Source organism: Mycobacterium kyogaense (genome assembly GCF_003254575.1).
Classification (GTDB): domain Bacteria; phylum Actinomycetota; class Actinomycetes; order Mycobacteriales; family Mycobacteriaceae; genus Mycobacterium; species Mycobacterium kyogaense.
Genome location: NZ_QJUA01000011.1, coordinates 101,676 through 117,261 on the forward strand (window position 1 = coordinate 101,676; position 15,586 = coordinate 117,261).

Annotated in this window: 13 protein-coding genes, 1 tRNA gene and 1 pseudogene; 10 read left to right on the plus strand and 5 right to left on the minus strand. The window is 66.0% G+C overall.

The genetic code is table 11. The annotated features are described in order from the left end of the window. The first annotated feature begins 845 nt into the window (after window positions 1-845). The 3 genes from DMB80_RS10800 to DMB80_RS28095 all read left to right on the plus strand — a co-directional run bounded on the left by DMB80_RS10800 (window position 846) and on the right by DMB80_RS28095 (window position 5,409). Complete coding sequence (locus DMB80_RS10800) at window positions 846-4,598, plus strand: YobI family P-loop NTPase (RefSeq protein ID WP_162938490.1); 3,753 nt, start codon at window positions 846-848, stop codon at window positions 4,596-4,598. A gap of 162 nt (window positions 4,599-4,760) precedes the next feature. Next, window positions 4,761-4,859, plus strand: a tRNA-Thr gene (locus tag DMB80_RS28090). A gap of 259 nt (window positions 4,860-5,118) precedes the next feature. Beyond that, entirely contained in the window at window positions 5,119-5,409 is a 291-nt protein-coding gene (locus DMB80_RS28095; RefSeq protein WP_162938491.1) for a hypothetical protein, read from the plus strand. Here the strand turns inward: DMB80_RS28095 and DMB80_RS28970 are convergent. Beyond that, window positions 5,404-6,636: pseudogene (locus DMB80_RS28970) on the minus strand (dihydroxy-acid dehydratase domain-containing protein); the annotation flags it as partial. The gene DMB80_RS28095 and the pseudogene DMB80_RS28970 overlap by 6 nt on opposite strands. Here DMB80_RS28970 and DMB80_RS10810 point away from each other — a divergent pair. After that, window positions 6,524-7,102 (plus strand): DUF305 domain-containing protein, encoded by a 579-nt coding sequence (locus tag DMB80_RS10810; RefSeq protein WP_111509852.1) that lies wholly within the window; start codon window positions 6,524-6,526, stop codon window positions 7,100-7,102. The pseudogene DMB80_RS28970 and the gene DMB80_RS10810 sit on opposite strands and share 113 nt — an antisense overlap. Further along, window positions 7,099-7,413 carry a copper-sensing transcriptional repressor RicR gene (gene ricR, locus DMB80_RS10815; RefSeq protein WP_046362444.1) on the plus strand — a complete coding sequence of 105 codons (315 nt, stop codon included), beginning with the start codon at window positions 7,099-7,101 and terminating at the stop codon, window positions 7,411-7,413. Before DMB80_RS10810 ends, ricR begins: the two co-directional genes overlap by 4 nt. A gap of 14 nt (window positions 7,414-7,427) precedes the next feature. Here the strand turns inward: ricR and DMB80_RS10820 are convergent, their stop codons facing one another. The 4 genes from DMB80_RS10820 to DMB80_RS10835 all read right to left on the minus strand — a co-directional run bounded on the left by DMB80_RS10820 (window position 7,428) and on the right by DMB80_RS10835 (window position 10,709). Continuing rightward, window positions 7,428-8,675, minus strand: a complete 1,248-nt coding sequence (locus DMB80_RS10820) for an HNH endonuclease signature motif containing protein (RefSeq protein ID WP_111509853.1) — start codon at window positions 8,673-8,675, stop codon at window positions 7,428-7,430. 79 nt (window positions 8,676-8,754) lie between these two features. Continuing rightward, entirely contained in the window at window positions 8,755-9,060 is a 306-nt protein-coding gene (locus DMB80_RS10825) for a LapA family protein (RefSeq protein WP_111509854.1), read from the minus strand. 56 nt (window positions 9,061-9,116) lie between these two features. Further along, complete coding sequence (locus tag DMB80_RS10830) at window positions 9,117-10,340, minus strand: lipase family alpha/beta hydrolase (protein ID WP_111509855.1); 1,224 nt, start codon at window positions 10,338-10,340, stop codon at window positions 9,117-9,119. Between the two features lie 69 nt (window positions 10,341-10,409). Further along, complete coding sequence (locus tag DMB80_RS10835) at window positions 10,410-10,709, minus strand: thiamine-binding protein (RefSeq protein WP_111509856.1); 300 nt, start codon at window positions 10,707-10,709, stop codon at window positions 10,410-10,412. A 185-nt stretch (window positions 10,710-10,894) separates the two neighbouring features. Between DMB80_RS10835 and DMB80_RS10840 the strand changes: the two genes are divergently transcribed. Genes DMB80_RS10840 through DMB80_RS10860 form a run of 5 tightly spaced genes read left to right on the plus strand, consistent with a single transcriptional unit; the run spans window position 10,895 to window position 15,586 of the window. Continuing rightward, window positions 10,895-11,914, plus strand: coding sequence for a L,D-transpeptidase (locus DMB80_RS10840; RefSeq protein ID WP_111509857.1), 1,020 nt, complete (start codon window positions 10,895-10,897; stop codon window positions 11,912-11,914). A 36-nt stretch (window positions 11,915-11,950) separates the two neighbouring features. Then, a complete protein-coding gene (locus DMB80_RS10845; RefSeq protein ID WP_240431114.1) occupies window positions 11,951-12,916 on the plus strand; it encodes a DUF4129 domain-containing protein in 966 nt (321 codons plus the stop codon). After that, entirely contained in the window at window positions 12,913-13,395 is a 483-nt protein-coding gene (locus tag DMB80_RS10850) for a hypothetical protein (RefSeq protein ID WP_111509859.1), read from the plus strand. Before DMB80_RS10845 ends, DMB80_RS10850 begins: the two co-directional genes overlap by 4 nt. Continuing rightward, window positions 13,392-14,357 (plus strand): AAA family ATPase, encoded by a 966-nt coding sequence (locus tag DMB80_RS10855; protein WP_111509860.1) that lies wholly within the window; start codon window positions 13,392-13,394, stop codon window positions 14,355-14,357. Before DMB80_RS10850 ends, DMB80_RS10855 begins: the two co-directional genes overlap by 4 nt. Further along, on the plus strand, window positions 14,354-15,586 hold the full coding sequence (locus DMB80_RS10860; protein WP_111509861.1) for a DUF58 domain-containing protein: 1,233 nt from the start codon (window positions 14,354-14,356) through the stop codon (window positions 15,584-15,586). Before DMB80_RS10855 ends, DMB80_RS10860 begins: the two co-directional genes overlap by 4 nt.

A 15,586-nucleotide genomic window follows, 5' to 3' on the forward strand; every position in this document is an offset into this window, starting at 1 on the left:
TGTCGCAATGCCGAGCTGGGGCCTTTCGAAGCAGGACGGCGGCGCCATCGCCGAAGCGTGCAACCAAACCCGAATCGTCCGGAGGGCGCAGCGTATTGGCGCCGAATGAAACGGGCACTGTGATGACACCAGCAGAGCGCGCTGAACGGCTGCGGCGTTGGCCGACCGATTCGAGCTGGCCGTACTCCTGCGTCGGTCTGCAAGGCCGGCTGATCGAACAGCGGTCGATAGCCCATGTCAGCTCCGGTCGAAAAGTAAGCAAGTAGTTCCGGAGCAGGCCGCTCAGGATTCGACCGGATCTGTTAAGCCCTCCCCCCAGGATGGATGCAATGCCGCCGATGAGGCGGGCCAGGGCCAGCCCGACAATTTAACGGCGTTTCGGCCGGGACAGTGCCCTCAGTCATCGTCGCCCGGTAACCTCGACCGAGACGGCTCATCCCTCGTATAAGAGGCGAGCAGAAGCCCACTGACCCGAACGCGAAGACGTTTGGTTCCGGTGACACTCACTGCGTCGAAACTCGCAGCTCAGTAACAGCCAATACGCGATGGAGGACACACCCTCGGGCGTGCATGAAGGCAGTGTCCGTCCAAGTGTGAGAATCACTTTGCCGACGTCGCCGGTACGGCTTTCAGCGCAGCGAAGGTCATCGACATTACGCGGGGGGACGGGGCGGGTCGGTAAACAGTTTCAGCCTGGCGATGGAGCGATCTCGAATGAGCGGTATTGAAGTCAAGTACGACGTCGGGGGCCCAAGACGAGCCATCGGGAAGTGCGCTGTCTGGCTCGTGAAGTGGGCGTTCAAGCAGGAGGGGGAGACACTTCCAACAGGCGGTCACTCGCCCCGTTGACGCCGGAATTCGATCGTGAACAGCACCAAACCTACGTCGAACATCTGAATTCTGCGCTGGAGAATGACGACCTTTGCAATATTGCGCTCACTGGCAGGTATGGGGCAGGAAAGTCGAGTATTCTAAAAGAGTTTGCGCGCCAGCAGGCTGAACAAGTCCTGTTCCTCTCATTGTCGACGCTCGGCCCGGATGATGTAAAGGAATCTCGCACTAACCAAATTGAAAAAGAACTGGTGAAGCAGCTGCTTCACCGCGAGAGGCCCGCCCGCTTACCGCAGTCTCGGTATGAGCGAATCGACCGTCTGCCGATGTGGCGAGCAGCCGGCACCTCCGCCCTTGGGTTGGCCGCAGTTGGATTGACGCTATGGGTTTTCGGTGCGCTTCCGAAATTTCCCGGCCTTGCCGCCGATCTGCCCTGGTGGGTAAGGATCGTCGCTACGGTAGCCGTGCTGGCTGCCGCGGTTTATGCAATTGCATTGCTTCGGCTAGCTGTGCATAACCGGCTGATTTCTCAGGTTTCGGCTGGAGGAGCGTCGATCTCTTTGACGAAGTCGGAGAGCTACTTTGATCAGTACCTTGACGAAATCGTCTACTTCTTTGAGTCCTTACGGAAAATAGAGATCGTAATATTCGAGGACCTCGATCGTTTCGACGATCCGGGGATATTCGAGGCACTACGCGAGCTGAACACGCTACTCAACAACAGCAAGCAGACAGACGGTAGGTCCATCAAGTTTATCTATGCGTTGCGGGACAGCATCTTCGAGAAACTTGGCCACGACACATTAAGTCAAGAAGCTGACGCCGCGAAGGCTGAGGCAGTGCGTGCCAATCGCACGAAGTTTTTCGACTTGGTCATTCCCATCGTCCCTTTTATCACGCACCGCACGTCGCGCGACCTTCTCATGCAGATTCTCAACAATGACCGACTATCACCGGTCGTTCCGGTTGGCGGCGAGCTAATCGACCTCACTGCTCGCCATCTGCCCGACATGCGTTTGCTGACGAACATTCGCAACGAGTACTCGGTATACGCGACGTCATTGATAAGGGATAAAAGAGGCATTGGAACTCTTGAAGCCGACAAGTTATTTGCAATGGTGGTCTATAAGAATATCCACCTAGCCGACTTCGAGCGTGTGTTGTTGGGACGCAGTGATTTGGATAAAATCTACCGGCTAAGCCGCCAGCTCGTCGACGAGTCTATGGAATTGAGGCGTGCGCGCCTTCGCGAGATCGCCGATGCTATTGCGCTGCGCGACGCCCTAGGCGAGCGGTCCGCGCTATGGGGCGACCAGCTCGAATGGTTCTTCAGCAAGATCGGCTCCGGCAGGGACTCTAGTTCGCCGTTGCGTAGCTATCGCATAGGAGTCCGCACATTCGACGCCAGTCACGTCAAAACCGAAGAGTTTTGGCGCGAGTTGTTCGCCGATGGAAATGGCGTGACCGCTCATTATGGTAATACTAGTTACAACCAGTTCGACATTACTGCCTCGATGGATGATGTCCGCCGTGTTCTCGGGGATGATCGGCGGCAAGGGCTGCGTCTCGACGCTTGGGACAGCGCAGAGCGTGCCGAACTCGGTCGTGAGCAGGAGCGGCTGCGGGCAGACCTTGAGAACCTCCGGACAGCGGACTTCGGCGTCTTGGCGAAGCGGACGGACTTCGCACTCACGCTCGGCGATAAGGCGAGGTCATTCGCCGATCTTCTTACTGAAAACATTAAGTCAGAAGTCGGTAGGGCTCTCATTGCTGACGGATTTATCGACCGCTACTACGCACTCTATGTAGCCCAGTACTACGGCGACCGAGTCCCACCCAATGCCATGAACTTCATTGTGCACGCTGTCGATACAAATCGGCCCGACGTTAACTATTCCTTTAATGACGAAGAGGAGATCGCAGCTGTCCTGCGGGAGACTAAGCGGTCTTTCCTATCGGACGCCAGCGCATACAATATTGGCGTTCTCGACTACCTCGTGGCCCACGATGACCCCGGCGCCTCCACCGTCTTGAACACGATCGCCGAAAACATGGATGGAGTGAAACAGTCCTTCTTGCAGACCTACCTCGCAGAGGGGGGCCAAGCGGTCGGCGCAACTGCATATCTCGCGGCGCGCTGGCCAGCCATCTTCCACCAGATCATCAACCTCATCGACCTTGCCGGCGATCGACGTAAGGACCTGGTGAACGTCGCCTTGTCCAACTCGGATCGGGAAGTGGACTACATCCTCGACGACGTCGTTCGCGTCTACTTTCAAGCGAACTACGCATTGCTACCCGTCCTCGTCGAGCCCATCGCTCAGGATGAGGCTGGCGTGAAGGCCGACAGCGAGGAGGCCGTGCGCCGGCAACATCAAGTAAGCAACGCGGTCACCACGATGTCCAGAGCGGCGTTCATATGCGAAGACCTTCGGCCCCTGAACCTGGTTGCCACTCGGCTGATAGTCGAAAAAGACTGCTACACAATTACCGCCGCGAACTTGCGAAGTGCGCTCCATAATACAATGACCTTAAGTCTTGATCGCATCCGAAGTGCCGATGCAGATATTTACGAAGATGTACTGCAACAGCCGGATCGCTATCTCGATGCAGTGGCGAACGACCGTACCTCTGCCACCGAGTGGGACGTCAAGAAGCCTATAGACACTGAGCGCGGTCACGGGGCTGCCGTTACCCGCATAGAGAATCAAGCGTGTACTGAATGGACTGTCGAGGATCCAGCCGCATTCCGCGATGTCATAATTGATCTCGCCAATCACCCCCAAGAGCAGTTCGTGGCCTTGATCTCACGCGCTCACCCGGACTGCCTCATTCGCGACCTCCAGACAGTGCCAGACGCGACGTGGGGGGCACTCGCACAGTGTCAACGATTTGCCCCGACATTAGCCAACGTCAAGAACTACATTGACCGTGTAGGTGAGTTAGACGACGACCTCGCTGCGTTCCTTTCAGCCGAGGATGCCATCCTCGTCCCTCAAAACAACAGCAACCCGCCGGAGCAATCGCTTGAGGAGGCCAAGGCTGAAGTTGCCGAGACAATTTTAAAGTCGATTCGCACCATGCCTGATCCTGCCCTGCGAGTCCGGCTGGTGGCGTCAATGGACCTCAAGGCGTGGTTCCCGCTAGACCGCATCCAGCCCGAGCCGGGCGAACTGCTCGGGCTCCTGATCGCTGAGCGAGTGTGCGCGGATTCCGCTGCGACCTTCGAATTGTTCGACACGAGCGACTGGCCAACTTTGCGCCACGCCGTTCGCAGGTCGGAGAAGTTCAAGGACTTCATGACTCCCCAACTGCTCGACACCGAGATGGTCGTGCGACTTCTGGACAGCCCAGACATCGACGGTGACGTTAAGATCAGACTTCTCAAGCGATTTGACGAGTTCATTCCCGCCGGCCACCGCACTGCCCTCGCGGCTGCCGGCCGCATAGCACTAGCCACATCGACGAACCTCGGTGCGCGGCAGATTCTTGCCATCGCGTCTGGCACAGGCGACTCCAGCCTCACCGTAGCGCTGCTAGACCAGAGTGGCGATGAGCATAGCGTCGACGAGGTACTGGCTGCCCTTTTGACTCTCCCTGCGCCATACAGCCAGCTGTCAGTCGCCAGTTCGAAACTGACTTTTCCGATGGAAGAGCGAATTGCTCGGCTCCTCCGGCGGATACAGGTGGACGGCCGAATCTCGACCAGGTCGTACCAGCGGTCGGCTCGAAAGCCCGCCCGAATCGAAGTGACCGTCAGGAGTTAAAGAACCCTTCGGTGTTGAAGGCTGCTGACGACAGCGCAGCGTGACCGGAAGCTTGCGCGCTCGCTACGAGCCGAAATGAGGCGTCCAGATCCCGACAGAGCGCGCGTTCGAGTAACCCCCGAGCGGTGAGCTAGCTGCAGACCGCGCCGACGGCTGCCGAGCCGACGAGCTTGGTGTACTTGGCCAGCACGCCGGTCTTGTAGACCGGGGGCAGAGGCGTGAATCCGGCCTTGCGCGACTCGAATTCGGCTTCGTCGACCAGGATGTCCAACGTGCCGTTGGCCACGTCCAGGCGGATGCGGTCGCCGTCGCGGACGAACGCGATGGGTCCGCCGTCGACGGCCTCCGGCGCGATGTGTCCCACGCACAGCCCCGTCGTACCGCCGGAGAACCGGCCGTCCGTCATCAACAGCACGTCCTTGCCGAGGCCGGCACCCTTGATGGCGCCCGTGATCGCCAGCATCTCTCGCATGCCGGGGCCGCCCTTGGGGCCCTCGTAACGGATCACCACGACGTCACCGTGGGTGATCGTGCCGTCCTCGAGCGCGTCGAGCGCAGCGCGCTCCCGCTCGAAAACCCTTGCGGTGCCTTCGAACACATCGGAGTCGAAGCCCGCCGACTTCACGACCGCGCCCTCCGGGGCCAGCGAGCCGTGCAGGATCGTGATACCGCCGGTGGGGTGGATCGGGTTGTCCATCGCCCGCAGCACCTTGCCGTCCGGATCCGGCGGCTCGATGTGGGCCAGGTTCTCCGCCATCGTCTGCCCGGTGACGGTGAGGCAATCCCCGTGCAGCAGGCCGGCATCGAGTAGCGCCTTCATCACCACCGGCACGCCACCGATCTCGTCGACGTGCTTCATCACGTGGCGGCCGAACGGTTTCACGTCGGCCAGGTGCGGCACCTTGTTCCCGATGCGTGTGAAGTCGGCCAGCGTCAAGTCGACCTGCGCTTCCCACGCGATGGCCAGCAGGTGCAGAACCGCGTTGGTGGAACCGCCGAACGCCATGACCACGGCGATGGCGTTCTCGAACGCCTCCTTGGTGAGGATGTCGCGCGCGGTGATACCGCGGCGCAGCATGTCGACGATGGCGGCGCCGGAGCGCCGGGCGTACTCGTCGCGGCGGGAGTCGATCGCGACCGGAGAAGCACTGCCCGGCAACGACATTCCGAGGGCTTCGGCCGCAGACGCCATGGTGTTGGCGGTGTACATGCCGCCGCAGGCGCCCTCGCCGGGACAGATCGCGCGCTCGATGATGTCGACGTCGGCGCGCGACATCAGCCCGCGCGCGCACGCGCCCACGGCTTCGAACGCGTCGATGATCGTGACTTCTTTCTCGGTGCCATCGGTCAGCTTGGCGACACCGGGCATGATCGAGCCGTTGTAGAGGAACACGTTGGCGAGGTCCAGCCGCGCGGCCGCCATCAGCATGCCGGGGATGGACTTGTCACAGCCGGCCAGCAGCACGGTGCCGTCGAGGCGCTCGGCCTGCACGACGGTCTCGACGCTGTCGGCGATGACCTCGCGAGAGACCAGCGAGAAATGCATGCCCTCGTGGCCCATCGAGATGCCGTCGGACACCGAGATGGTGCCGAACTCCAACGGGTAGCCGCCCGCCTCGTGCACCCCGGCCTTGACCGCCTGCGCCAGCCGCTGCAGCGACAGGTTGCACGGCGTGATCTCGTTCCACGACGAACCGACGCCGATCTGCGGCTTCACCCAGTCGTCGTCGCCCATGCCGACGGCGCGCAGCATGCCGCGGGCGGCGGTCTTCTCGAGGCCGTCGGTGACGTCGCGCGAACGGGGCTTGATGTCAGGCGTGCGGGTGTCCGGCGACTCTGAAGGCATGCCGACGATTATGCGCCTGGCGTTTCCCCCGGCCAAACCAATATGCATACCCCCGTGGGGTACGGGTAAGGTGGGCGGGATGTCGAAGGTCTCAGGCGCGCTGGCGGCGCTGGCAGCCGCTGCGGCGCTGACCGGCTGCGGAGGGCCTGCCGCGGCACCGTCGACGTCGTCGACCACCGACACCCCCGTCATCACCGGCGACCCCGCCGGTCACAACGCCGCCGACGTGACATTCGCCCAGCAGATGGTGGATCGGCACCGGCAAGCGATCGCCCTCACCGATGTGGTGCCGCAGCGCTCCACCAACGCAGACCTGACTGCCCTCGCACAGCGCATCGGTGCTCAACAGCAGGATCAGATCAACGTCCTCAACGTCTTTCTGGTGCAGTGGGACCAACCCCCGAAGATGGGCGCCGCGATGGGCCCCGGCGGACAGCCTCCTGCGGTCGTGGCGCAGCTGGAACCGCTGCAGGGTGCCGCGTTCGATCGCCTGTGGTTGCAGTCGATGATCGACGAGCACCGGAAGTCGATCGCCGTGGCCGATACTGAGCTCGCGAGTGGAGCGAACGTGGACGCGAAGTCGATGGCCACGATGATCGTGTCGACGCAGACGGCCGAACTCAACCAGATGACCACGATGCTGGAGGGCACACCGTGAGCGATGTCGACAACGGTGGGGACACCGAGACGCACGGATACTCGGCGCAGAAAGAGAACTACGCCAAGCGGTTGCGCCGCATCGAGGGTCAGGTCCGAGGGATCGCCAAGATGATCGACGAGGACAAGTACTGCATCGACGTGCTGACGCAGATCAGCGCGGTCAACAGCGCCCTGCAGTCGGTGGCGCTGGGTCTGCTCGACGAGCATCTGGGCCACTGCGTGTCGCATGCCGTGGCCGCCGGGGGCGACGAGGCGGACGCGAAACTCGCCGAGGCGTCCGCCGCGATCGCGCGGTTGGTCCGCTCCTAGCTGTACCCGAACACCTAGGCGGGCGGTTCGTAGGGCTGGTACCACCACCAGTTCGCGCGTTCCCCGGTCGGGCCGGGGCAGGGTGCGACATCGGGCGGTGGCTGGGTGGGTGGTCGGGCCAACGAGGCTGAGGTCAGGGCGCGGCCGGCGGCGTCGGTGACCACGAGCTGATCGGCGGGGCCGGTGATCGTGATCAGGCCCCGGTGGTGGGCCCGATGGTGATACGGACAGACCAGGGCCAGGTTCCACAGTTCGGTGGGGCCGCCGTCTTCCCAGTGCACCAGGTGGTGGGCGTGCAGCGCCCGTGTGGCCCCGCAGCCGGGGACCACACAGGAGTAGTCGCGATGCTCGAGCGCGCGGCGCAGCCGCCGGTTCACCGTGCGGGTCGATCGGCTGGCGCCGAGCACCTGCCCGTCGCGGTGAAACCACACCTCGCAGGTGGCATCACAGGTCAGATAGCGGCGATCGCTGTCGGGCAGGACGGGCCCCAAATGTACAGCCGCCAGGCGGGTTTCAATGTCGACGTGGATGACTACGGTGGTGCGTTGTCCGTGCGGGCGGGCCGCGGCTTCGGCGTCCCACCCGGCAGACACCAGCCGAAGAAATGCCGCTGCGGTGCTGGGGATCGGCCCTCGTCCGTCAGGGTCGGCGGCCTTCCATTCGGTGACGAGGGCGTCGCGGTGCGACGCGAGGGCGGCTTCGAAGGCGGCGTTCTCGACATGCGGCAGTGCGATGTGCCAATACGTGTACTGCTCATCGCTGTGCGAGGTGATCGACACCTGCGGCCCCGGATCGACGACAACCTCGCCGTCCTCATCCTCTGCATCGGGTTCGGGCTTCGGTTCCGGGGTGGGTTTGGGTTGCATTTTCAGCGCGGTCCGCAGCTGGGACACCGTCGCGCACTGGGCCATGGTGGCGAAGTGCTCGTCGGATCCCGGCAGACCGCGCTCGGCGATCGCCCCGACCTGATCGACCGAGAACCGGCCCTCCGCCAAACCCTCGATGCAGTGCGGGAATTCGTCGAAGCGGTGGGCGATCGCGGCGATCGTCTGCGCCCGCGATGGAGACACTCCGGCCTTCCACGCCAACCACCCCGCCGTCGACCGGGCTCCGGCAGCCGCCCACAACTCGTCGCGGTCGATCTCCGCAGCGATCTCCACGATCCGTGCATCGATCGCATTCCGCTGCCCGGTCAGCTCCGCCAACTCCTCATGCAGCACCGAGAGCCGCTCGTCGATGGCGAGAGAACTGACCGGGGGCATGACCCCAATCTCCCACTCACAACCGACAATTCAGCCCGACAAACGATCAACCTGTGGATGAAAACGGCTCTGGGGACAACTAGGCCGGCGGCACGTCCTCCGGCCGTTCGGCAGGCAGGTCAGCGGCGCGCCGACGCAGTCTGCGGTGTTCGGCGTACAGCCAGCCGACGCCGGCGATCAACCCGACCACTGCGACCACCACCCCGATCACAGCCGGACCGCTCTGTCCGACGGCGAAACCGCACAGAGAGAGGGCGAAGGCGATCAAACCCACCGCGATCATCGTGTGACCCGGCCAATTGGCCGCATCCTTGAGGGTTTCGCCGGCCATCGGACCCAACGGCGCGGCCCGGTCGGGCGATGCGTGCTTGTCGTATGTGTCCATAGTCGTGAGTCGCTGTCCGACAGCCCAATCCGAACGTCGTGCCGCTGTGGTTCCCATCACTTACGAGAAAGCCACTGGTGAAGACGGTCGTAGATCTCCGGATGGTTGAGCAGATCGAAGTGGTGCAGACCGGTCAGGACCAGTCCGGCGTCGTCGGCGAACGGCAACCGGCGCTTGCGACCACGGCCTGATGCACTGGCCGGTCGCACCAGGTGATCGCCCACCACCATGCCGAGCGCTGTCGGCGCCGCCGACGTCGCGACGAAGTGGTAGTGGGCGTGGGGGAGGAACGGTACTTCTCGGCAGCGGTCCCGCAAGAACTCGTCGGGATCCGCCTCGGCCCAGTCGTCGTCGAGGACGGCGCCGAAACGCAGATCTTTGATGCCGTCGCTGCGCAGATTCAGCAATTCGGCGATGGCCCGGGTTTCGCGCAACTTGATCATCAGCCAGCTGGCCGCGTTGACGGTTTTCTCCAGATCGGCGCCCATGTGCGGGGAGCCCAGGCACACCACCTGGCGGGTGGCCCGGCACCACCGGCGGTTGCGCTCGTTGGCGTAGTGGCATGCGGAGCGGGCCACCAGTCCGCCCATCGAATGGCCGATCAGCGCGATGCGGCTGACCGGAACCGGCCAGACCTCCAGCAGGCGGGTCAGCAGGTCATCGAGCGCGCGACCGTTGGTGGAGATGTGCTGACCGGTGTTGTAGCGGATCTCGATCGGCGTGTAGCCCAGATCGTCGTGCAGACGCTCGCCGTACCACGTCGGCGGGGCGCCGGTCGAGGGTCGAGGTGGACGGTGCCACGACGATTCCGTCTGGCAGAGCCCGTGGACGAACACGGCGAGTTTGTCGGTGGGTTCTCCGAATGCTGCGGTGATCGCGCCGGGGGTGAGCGCCACCGCGCGGCCGTCTGCCCGGATCGCCATCGGCGCAGCGAGCTCGTTGCCGCGCTCGGCGAGCTCGTCGCCGTAGATGCCGTTCAGCGCGGCAATGGCTTCGGCGACACCGCGCCGCTCGTCGAGCGGCGGATCGTCGTCGAACGCCAGCCCCGCCGCCGCGAATTCGGCGACCTTCGGCGGCACCCGCGCACCGGTCACGTCGAGCGCGTCGTAGACCGCGCCTGCGATCGCGTCGTGCACGATCTCCACCGGCCGCGCCGCTGGGCCGATCGAGGAGAACACGCGGCCGGCGATGGCTGTGTGCATGCCGCGGACCAGGCCGTTCAGCACGGTCAAGCCCTCTGCGGCCACCTCGCCGAGGGACTGCATGTCCTTCGTGCGCACGCCGGTACCCCTTTCGGTGAACAGTTGTACTTACTCAAGGGTAAGGTTCGTCCGCCGGCGAGGCAATCTCTAGTCGCGAAGGGCGTCCTCGATGCGCGCCACCTTGGCGGTGAGCTGGCCGGTGTGGCCCGGCCGGATATCGGCCTTGAGGACGAGGCTGACGCGCGGCGACACGGCGGCGACGGCATCGACGGCACGTTTGACCACGGCCATCACCTCGTCCCACTCGCCCTCGACGTTGGTGAACATGGCGTTGGTCTCGTTGGGCAGGCCCGAGGCGCGCACCACCCGTACCGCCTCGGCGACGGCGTCGCCGACCCCACCCGCGTCATCTCCTGCCAACGGACTGATGCTGAACGCGACGATCATCGTGCGAGCCTACGGCGCCGGCGGGGGCCCTGACCCGTAACGCCCGACGCCACAGGAGCGATCATCAGTGCAGGTCAGGGCTACCACAATGGCGGCTGCCCGGGGTCTTTCAGCCCGCTGGCCAGGAGATTCGCTCTCCGCGCTGTGCCACACTGGACGCAGTCGCGGGACATGGAGGTACTTGCATGCGGCAGGCAAACAGGAGTCGGTTCATCGCCGTGCTGTCGGTGATGACCGTGGTCGTCGGCATGGTGCTCAGCGCGCCGTCGGCACTCGCCCAGCCCGACGTGGCCTCGCCGCCCGCCCCCGCGGACCCGTTCGCACCGCCGCCCGCGCCGAACCCGCTGGCCTTCCCGAACCCGTTCGCACCGCCCGCCCCGGCGCCCGCTGTGGCGCCCACGGCTGCCGATCCGTTCGCCGTCATCCCGGGCGAGCCGATGGCCATCCCGGAGGGCACGCCCGCCGGGCAGAACCCGACGCCGTTCGTCGGTCAGCCGCCCTTCGTGCCGCCGTCGTTCAACCCCACCAACGGCTCGATCGCCGGCGCGGCCAAGCCGATCTACATCAACTTCGCGCGGCCCATCGCCAACCGGCAGATGGCGCAGGACGCGGTGCACATCTCGTCGGTGCCGCCGGTACCCGGCCGCTTCTACTGGACCAGCGACACCCAGCTGCGCTGGCGCCCGCAGGACTTCTGGCCGGCCGGCACCGTCGTCAACATCGACGCCGCGGGCACCAAGTCCAGCTTCACGGTGCCCGAGCAGCTGGTCGCGACCGTCGACGACTCGACGCACACGATGACGATCGTGCGCAACGGCAAGGTGGAGAAGACGTTCCCGGTGTCGATGGGCAAGCCCGACGGCAAGCACGAGACCAAGAACGGCACCTACTACGTGCTGGAGAAGTTCGCCGACATCGTGATGGACTCGTCCACCTACGGCGTGCCGGTCGATTCTGCCGAGGGCTACAAACTCAAGGTGCAGGACGCGGTGCGCATCGACAACAGCGGCATCTTCGTCCACAGCGCGCCGTGGTCGGTCGGTGATCAAGGCAAACGCAACGTCAGCCACGGCTGCATCAACCTCAGCCCCGCCAATGCGCAGTGGTTCTACGACAACTTCGGCAGCGGCGATCCCGTCGTGGTGAAGAACTCGACAGGCCTCTACAACCAGCCCGACGGTGCGTCGGACTGGCAGATGTTCTGAGTTAGTCACCGTTCTGCGGCCACCCGCCGTGCCACGATGGAGGCAGGCGAAGGGTGGGCGCGGATGCCCGGTGACGGCAAGGCGGTGGTCCGCACCGTCGGGGTGCTCCTGCTGACGCTCGCCGCCATCGTCGCGTTGCGCGGGGTGCTTCCCGGTGCACCGACTCCGAGTCCGGCGCGCGACAACGAGCCCGACGGGCCAGGTTCTGAGGTCGCGGTCGTCATCATGCTGATCGTCTCGCTGACGGCGCTGGCCGTGGCGGTGCTGGCGCGGTCCCGGTCGCCCCGCCCGCAGCGGGCAGAAGGCGAACCCCCACGCCGTGACGTCGGCACGGGCGGCGCGATCTCCTGGCGCATGCTGGCGGTCGCCGTGGCCGCGCTTCTCGCCTGGCTGCTGATCGTCTCTCTCGTGATGCGGTGGGCCTCGACGATCGATCCGTCGGACCCCGGTGCAGTGTCCCCATCCGCTCCGCCGCCCGACGCGCCGGCCGCACCGGACGACGGCAGCGCCGGTCCGGGGCGCGGGACCGAGGGCAGCGCGTTCGATCTGCTGATGGGCACAGCCGTCGCACTGCTCGTGCTCTCCGTCGTGGCCACGCTGACCGCGCGCCGTCGCCGCCCCGCTGCGATTCCCGCCGTTGCGGAGCCCGCGGCGTCAGTGCCGCTGCCGCCCGCTCCGGACCTGGCTCGAGCAGCCGAGCGCGGACTGGCCGAGGTCGGCGACCGCAGCCGCGATCCGCGGGAGGCGATCATCGCCTGCTACGTCGCGATGGAACAGGAACTCGAGAAATCGCCCGGGACAGTTCCGCAGGCCTCCGACACCCCGGCCGAGGTGCTCGCCCGTGCCGTCGCCCGGCGGGCTGTCCACGCCGGCAGCGCCGCGCAACTGGTGGATCTGTTCGAGGAGGCACGCTTCAGCCCCCACGTGATGAACGAGGGCCACCGGGACGACGCAGTGCGCGCGCTGCAGGTGGTGCAACGCGAATTGCAGGGCGCCTCATGACGCGGATCGTCGCGGCGACGGTTGCGGTGCTGCTCGCGGTGGAGGTCTGCGCGTTCGCCCTCGCCGACCGCGCGCTGGTGGTCACCATCACCGGCGCCGCGTTGGCCGCCGCGCTGCTGTGGATCCGCTCGAATCTGGTCCGGCATGCCGACGCCGTATCCGACACCCCCGTCGACGCTGCCGCGAACTCGTTGCAGCGCTGGCACTCTCGCACCGAGACGCTGATCTCGTGGGCCGACTCCACGCGAGCGGACTGGGACCGCCGGCTGCGCCCCATGCTGGCGCGCCAGTTCGAGCTCGCGGTGGGTGCGCGCACCCGCAAGGATCCGGACAGCGTCGACGCGACCGGCCGGATGCTGTTCGGCGAGCGGCTCTGGCCGTGGGTGGACCCGGACAACATCTCGCGCACGGGCGCCACCGAGCCCGGCCCCGGCCGCGACGTGCTCGACGAGATCCTCCACCGGCTGGCCCGGCTGTGAACGCGCCGCTGGCCTCCACCACCGCCGCATGCGAGGCGGTGCTCGACGAGATCGGCCGCGCGGTCGTCGGCAAGCGCGAGGCCCTCACGCTGATCCTCATCACGGTGCTCGCCCGCGGACACGTGCTCGTCGAGGACCTGCCAGGTCTGGGAAAGACGTTGATCGCCAAGTCTTTTGCCGCCGCGCTCGGGCTGCGCTTCACCCGTGTCCAGTTCACTCCGGACCTGCTGCCCGCCGATCTGCTGGGCTCCACCATCTACGACATGCAATCGGGCCGGTTCGAGTTCCGCGGCGGGCCCGTCTTCACCAACCTGCTGCTGGGCGACGAGATCAACCGGACCCCGCCCAAGACACAGGCAGCGTTGCTGGAGGCGATGGCCGAACGGCAGGTCAGCATCGACGGAGTGACCCACCGGTTGCCCGAACCGTTCCTGGTGCTGGCCACCGACAACCCGATCGAATACGAGGGCACCTACCCGCTGCCCGAAGCCCAGCTGGATCGCTTCGCCCTGCGGCTGGAGCTGAGATACCTGTCCGCAGAGGACGAGACGACGATGCTCCGGCGGCGGTTGCAGCGCGGCTCGGCACCGCCCGAGGTGACCGAGGTGGTCTCCGCGCAGGAACTGCTCGCGATGCAGGAGTCGGTGGAATTGGTCACGGTGCACGACGATGTGCTCACCTACGTCGTCGCACTGGCCACGGCGAGCCGCCACCACCCGCAGGTCGCCGTCGGCGCCAGCCCCCGCGCGGAATTGGATCTGGTGCAACTGGCCCGCGCCCGCGCCGTGCTGCAGGGGCGTGACTTCGTGGTCCCCGAGGACGTCAAGGCGCTGGCCGTGCCGGTGATGGCACACCGCATCAGCCTGCGGCCCGAGATGTGGGTGCGCAAGGTCGCGGGCGCCGACGTCGTCGACGACCTGCTGCGCCGCACCCCGGTCCCGCGCGCCAGGGGAACCTCGTGACCGATGTCGAGTTGCATTGGCGCGCATCGCCGTTGACGCGTGCGGTGGCGACGTGCGCGGCCGTGGCGTTGGGCGCCGGGGTGCTCACCGGCCGCTGGGAGCTGATCGCCTTAGCCGCGCCCTTGATCGCGGTGCTCTGTTCGCTGGGTTGGCAGCGACCCCTTCCCAGGGTGTCGGTCAGCGGGACTCCGCCGCAGCAGCGCTGCTTCGAAGGGGAGCGTCTGCAGGTCACGGTCGCCGCTCACGCCGACGACGGCAGCACCGTCGCCGTGGTGGCCGGCGCCCCGGCCGGGATGACCGTCGACGTCGTCGAGGACGGCCAGGCGCCCGCAGGATCGGTCCGGGTGGCGGTGGAGGCGGCGCGATGGGGCCGCTACCCCGTCGAAGCGACCGTGCGCGCCCTCGGCCGGGGCGGGCTGCTCGAAGGCGTCGGCACCGCTCCCGCCGCGCAGGTCTGCGTCTTCCCCGTCGCCCCGCCCCAGTCGACCGCGCTGCCACGCACCGAGCTGCTGGACCGGCTCGGCACCCACCTCACCCGGCGTATCGGCCCCGGCGTCGAATACGCCGACATCCGGCCCTACGTGCCCGGCGACCAGCTCCGCACCGTCAACTGGCCCGTCAGCGCACGCCGGGGCGCCCTGCACATCACCGAGCGGCTGACCGATCGGGCCGCCGATGTGGTGGTGCTCTTCGACACCTATCCGCAGCCGCCGGGGCCGGCCACCGTCGCCACCGAGCGGACCGCGCGCGGCGCGGCGCAGGTGGTGCAGAGCGCGCTGCGCTACGGCGACCGGGCCGGGCTCGTCGCGCTGGGCGGCCGCACCACCCGCTGGTTGGGCGCCGACATCGGCGCCCGGCAGTTCTACCGCATCCTCGACACGATGCTGGGCGCCACCGACAGCAGCTATGAGTCGGGCACGGGCACCCTCGCGCCGCGCCCCGCCCTGCCGGTCGGCGCGATCGTCGTCGCGTTCTCCACGATGCTGGACACGGAGTTCGCGCTGGCGCTGATCGACCTGCGTCGACGGGGGCATGCCGTGGTGGCGGTGGACGTGCTGCAGGGTTGTCCCGTCGAGGGTGACCTCGATCCGCTCATCGATCGGGTGTGGGGGATGCAGCGCTCGTTCATGTACCGCGACATGGCGACGGTCGGGGTCGACATCGTGGCGTGGCCCGATGAGGCGACCCTCGACCAGGCGATGGCGCTGCTACCCGAGCGTCGGCGGTGA

Excerpts from the sequence above, each read along its gene's own strand:
- DMB80_RS10810 (WP_111509852.1), top strand. The coding sequence starts at position 6,524 with ATGTCGAAGGTCTCAGGCGCGCTGGCGGCGCTGGCAGCCGCTGCGGCG.
- DMB80_RS10820 (WP_111509853.1), bottom strand. The coding sequence starts at position 8,675 with ATGCCCCCGGTCAGTTCTCTCGCCATCGACGAGCGGCTCTCGGTGCTG.
- DMB80_RS10825 (WP_111509854.1), bottom strand. The coding sequence starts at position 9,060 with ATGGACACATACGACAAGCACGCATCGCCCGACCGGGCCGCGCCGTTG.
- DMB80_RS10835 (WP_111509856.1), bottom strand. The coding sequence starts at position 10,709 with ATGATCGTCGCGTTCAGCATCAGTCCGTTGGCAGGAGATGACGCGGGT.
- DMB80_RS10840 (WP_111509857.1), top strand. The coding sequence starts at position 10,895 with ATGCGGCAGGCAAACAGGAGTCGGTTCATCGCCGTGCTGTCGGTGATG.
- DMB80_RS10845 (WP_240431114.1), top strand. The coding sequence starts at position 11,951 with ATGGAGGCAGGCGAAGGGTGGGCGCGGATGCCCGGTGACGGCAAGGCG.
- DMB80_RS10850 (WP_111509859.1), top strand. The coding sequence starts at position 12,913 with ATGACGCGGATCGTCGCGGCGACGGTTGCGGTGCTGCTCGCGGTGGAG.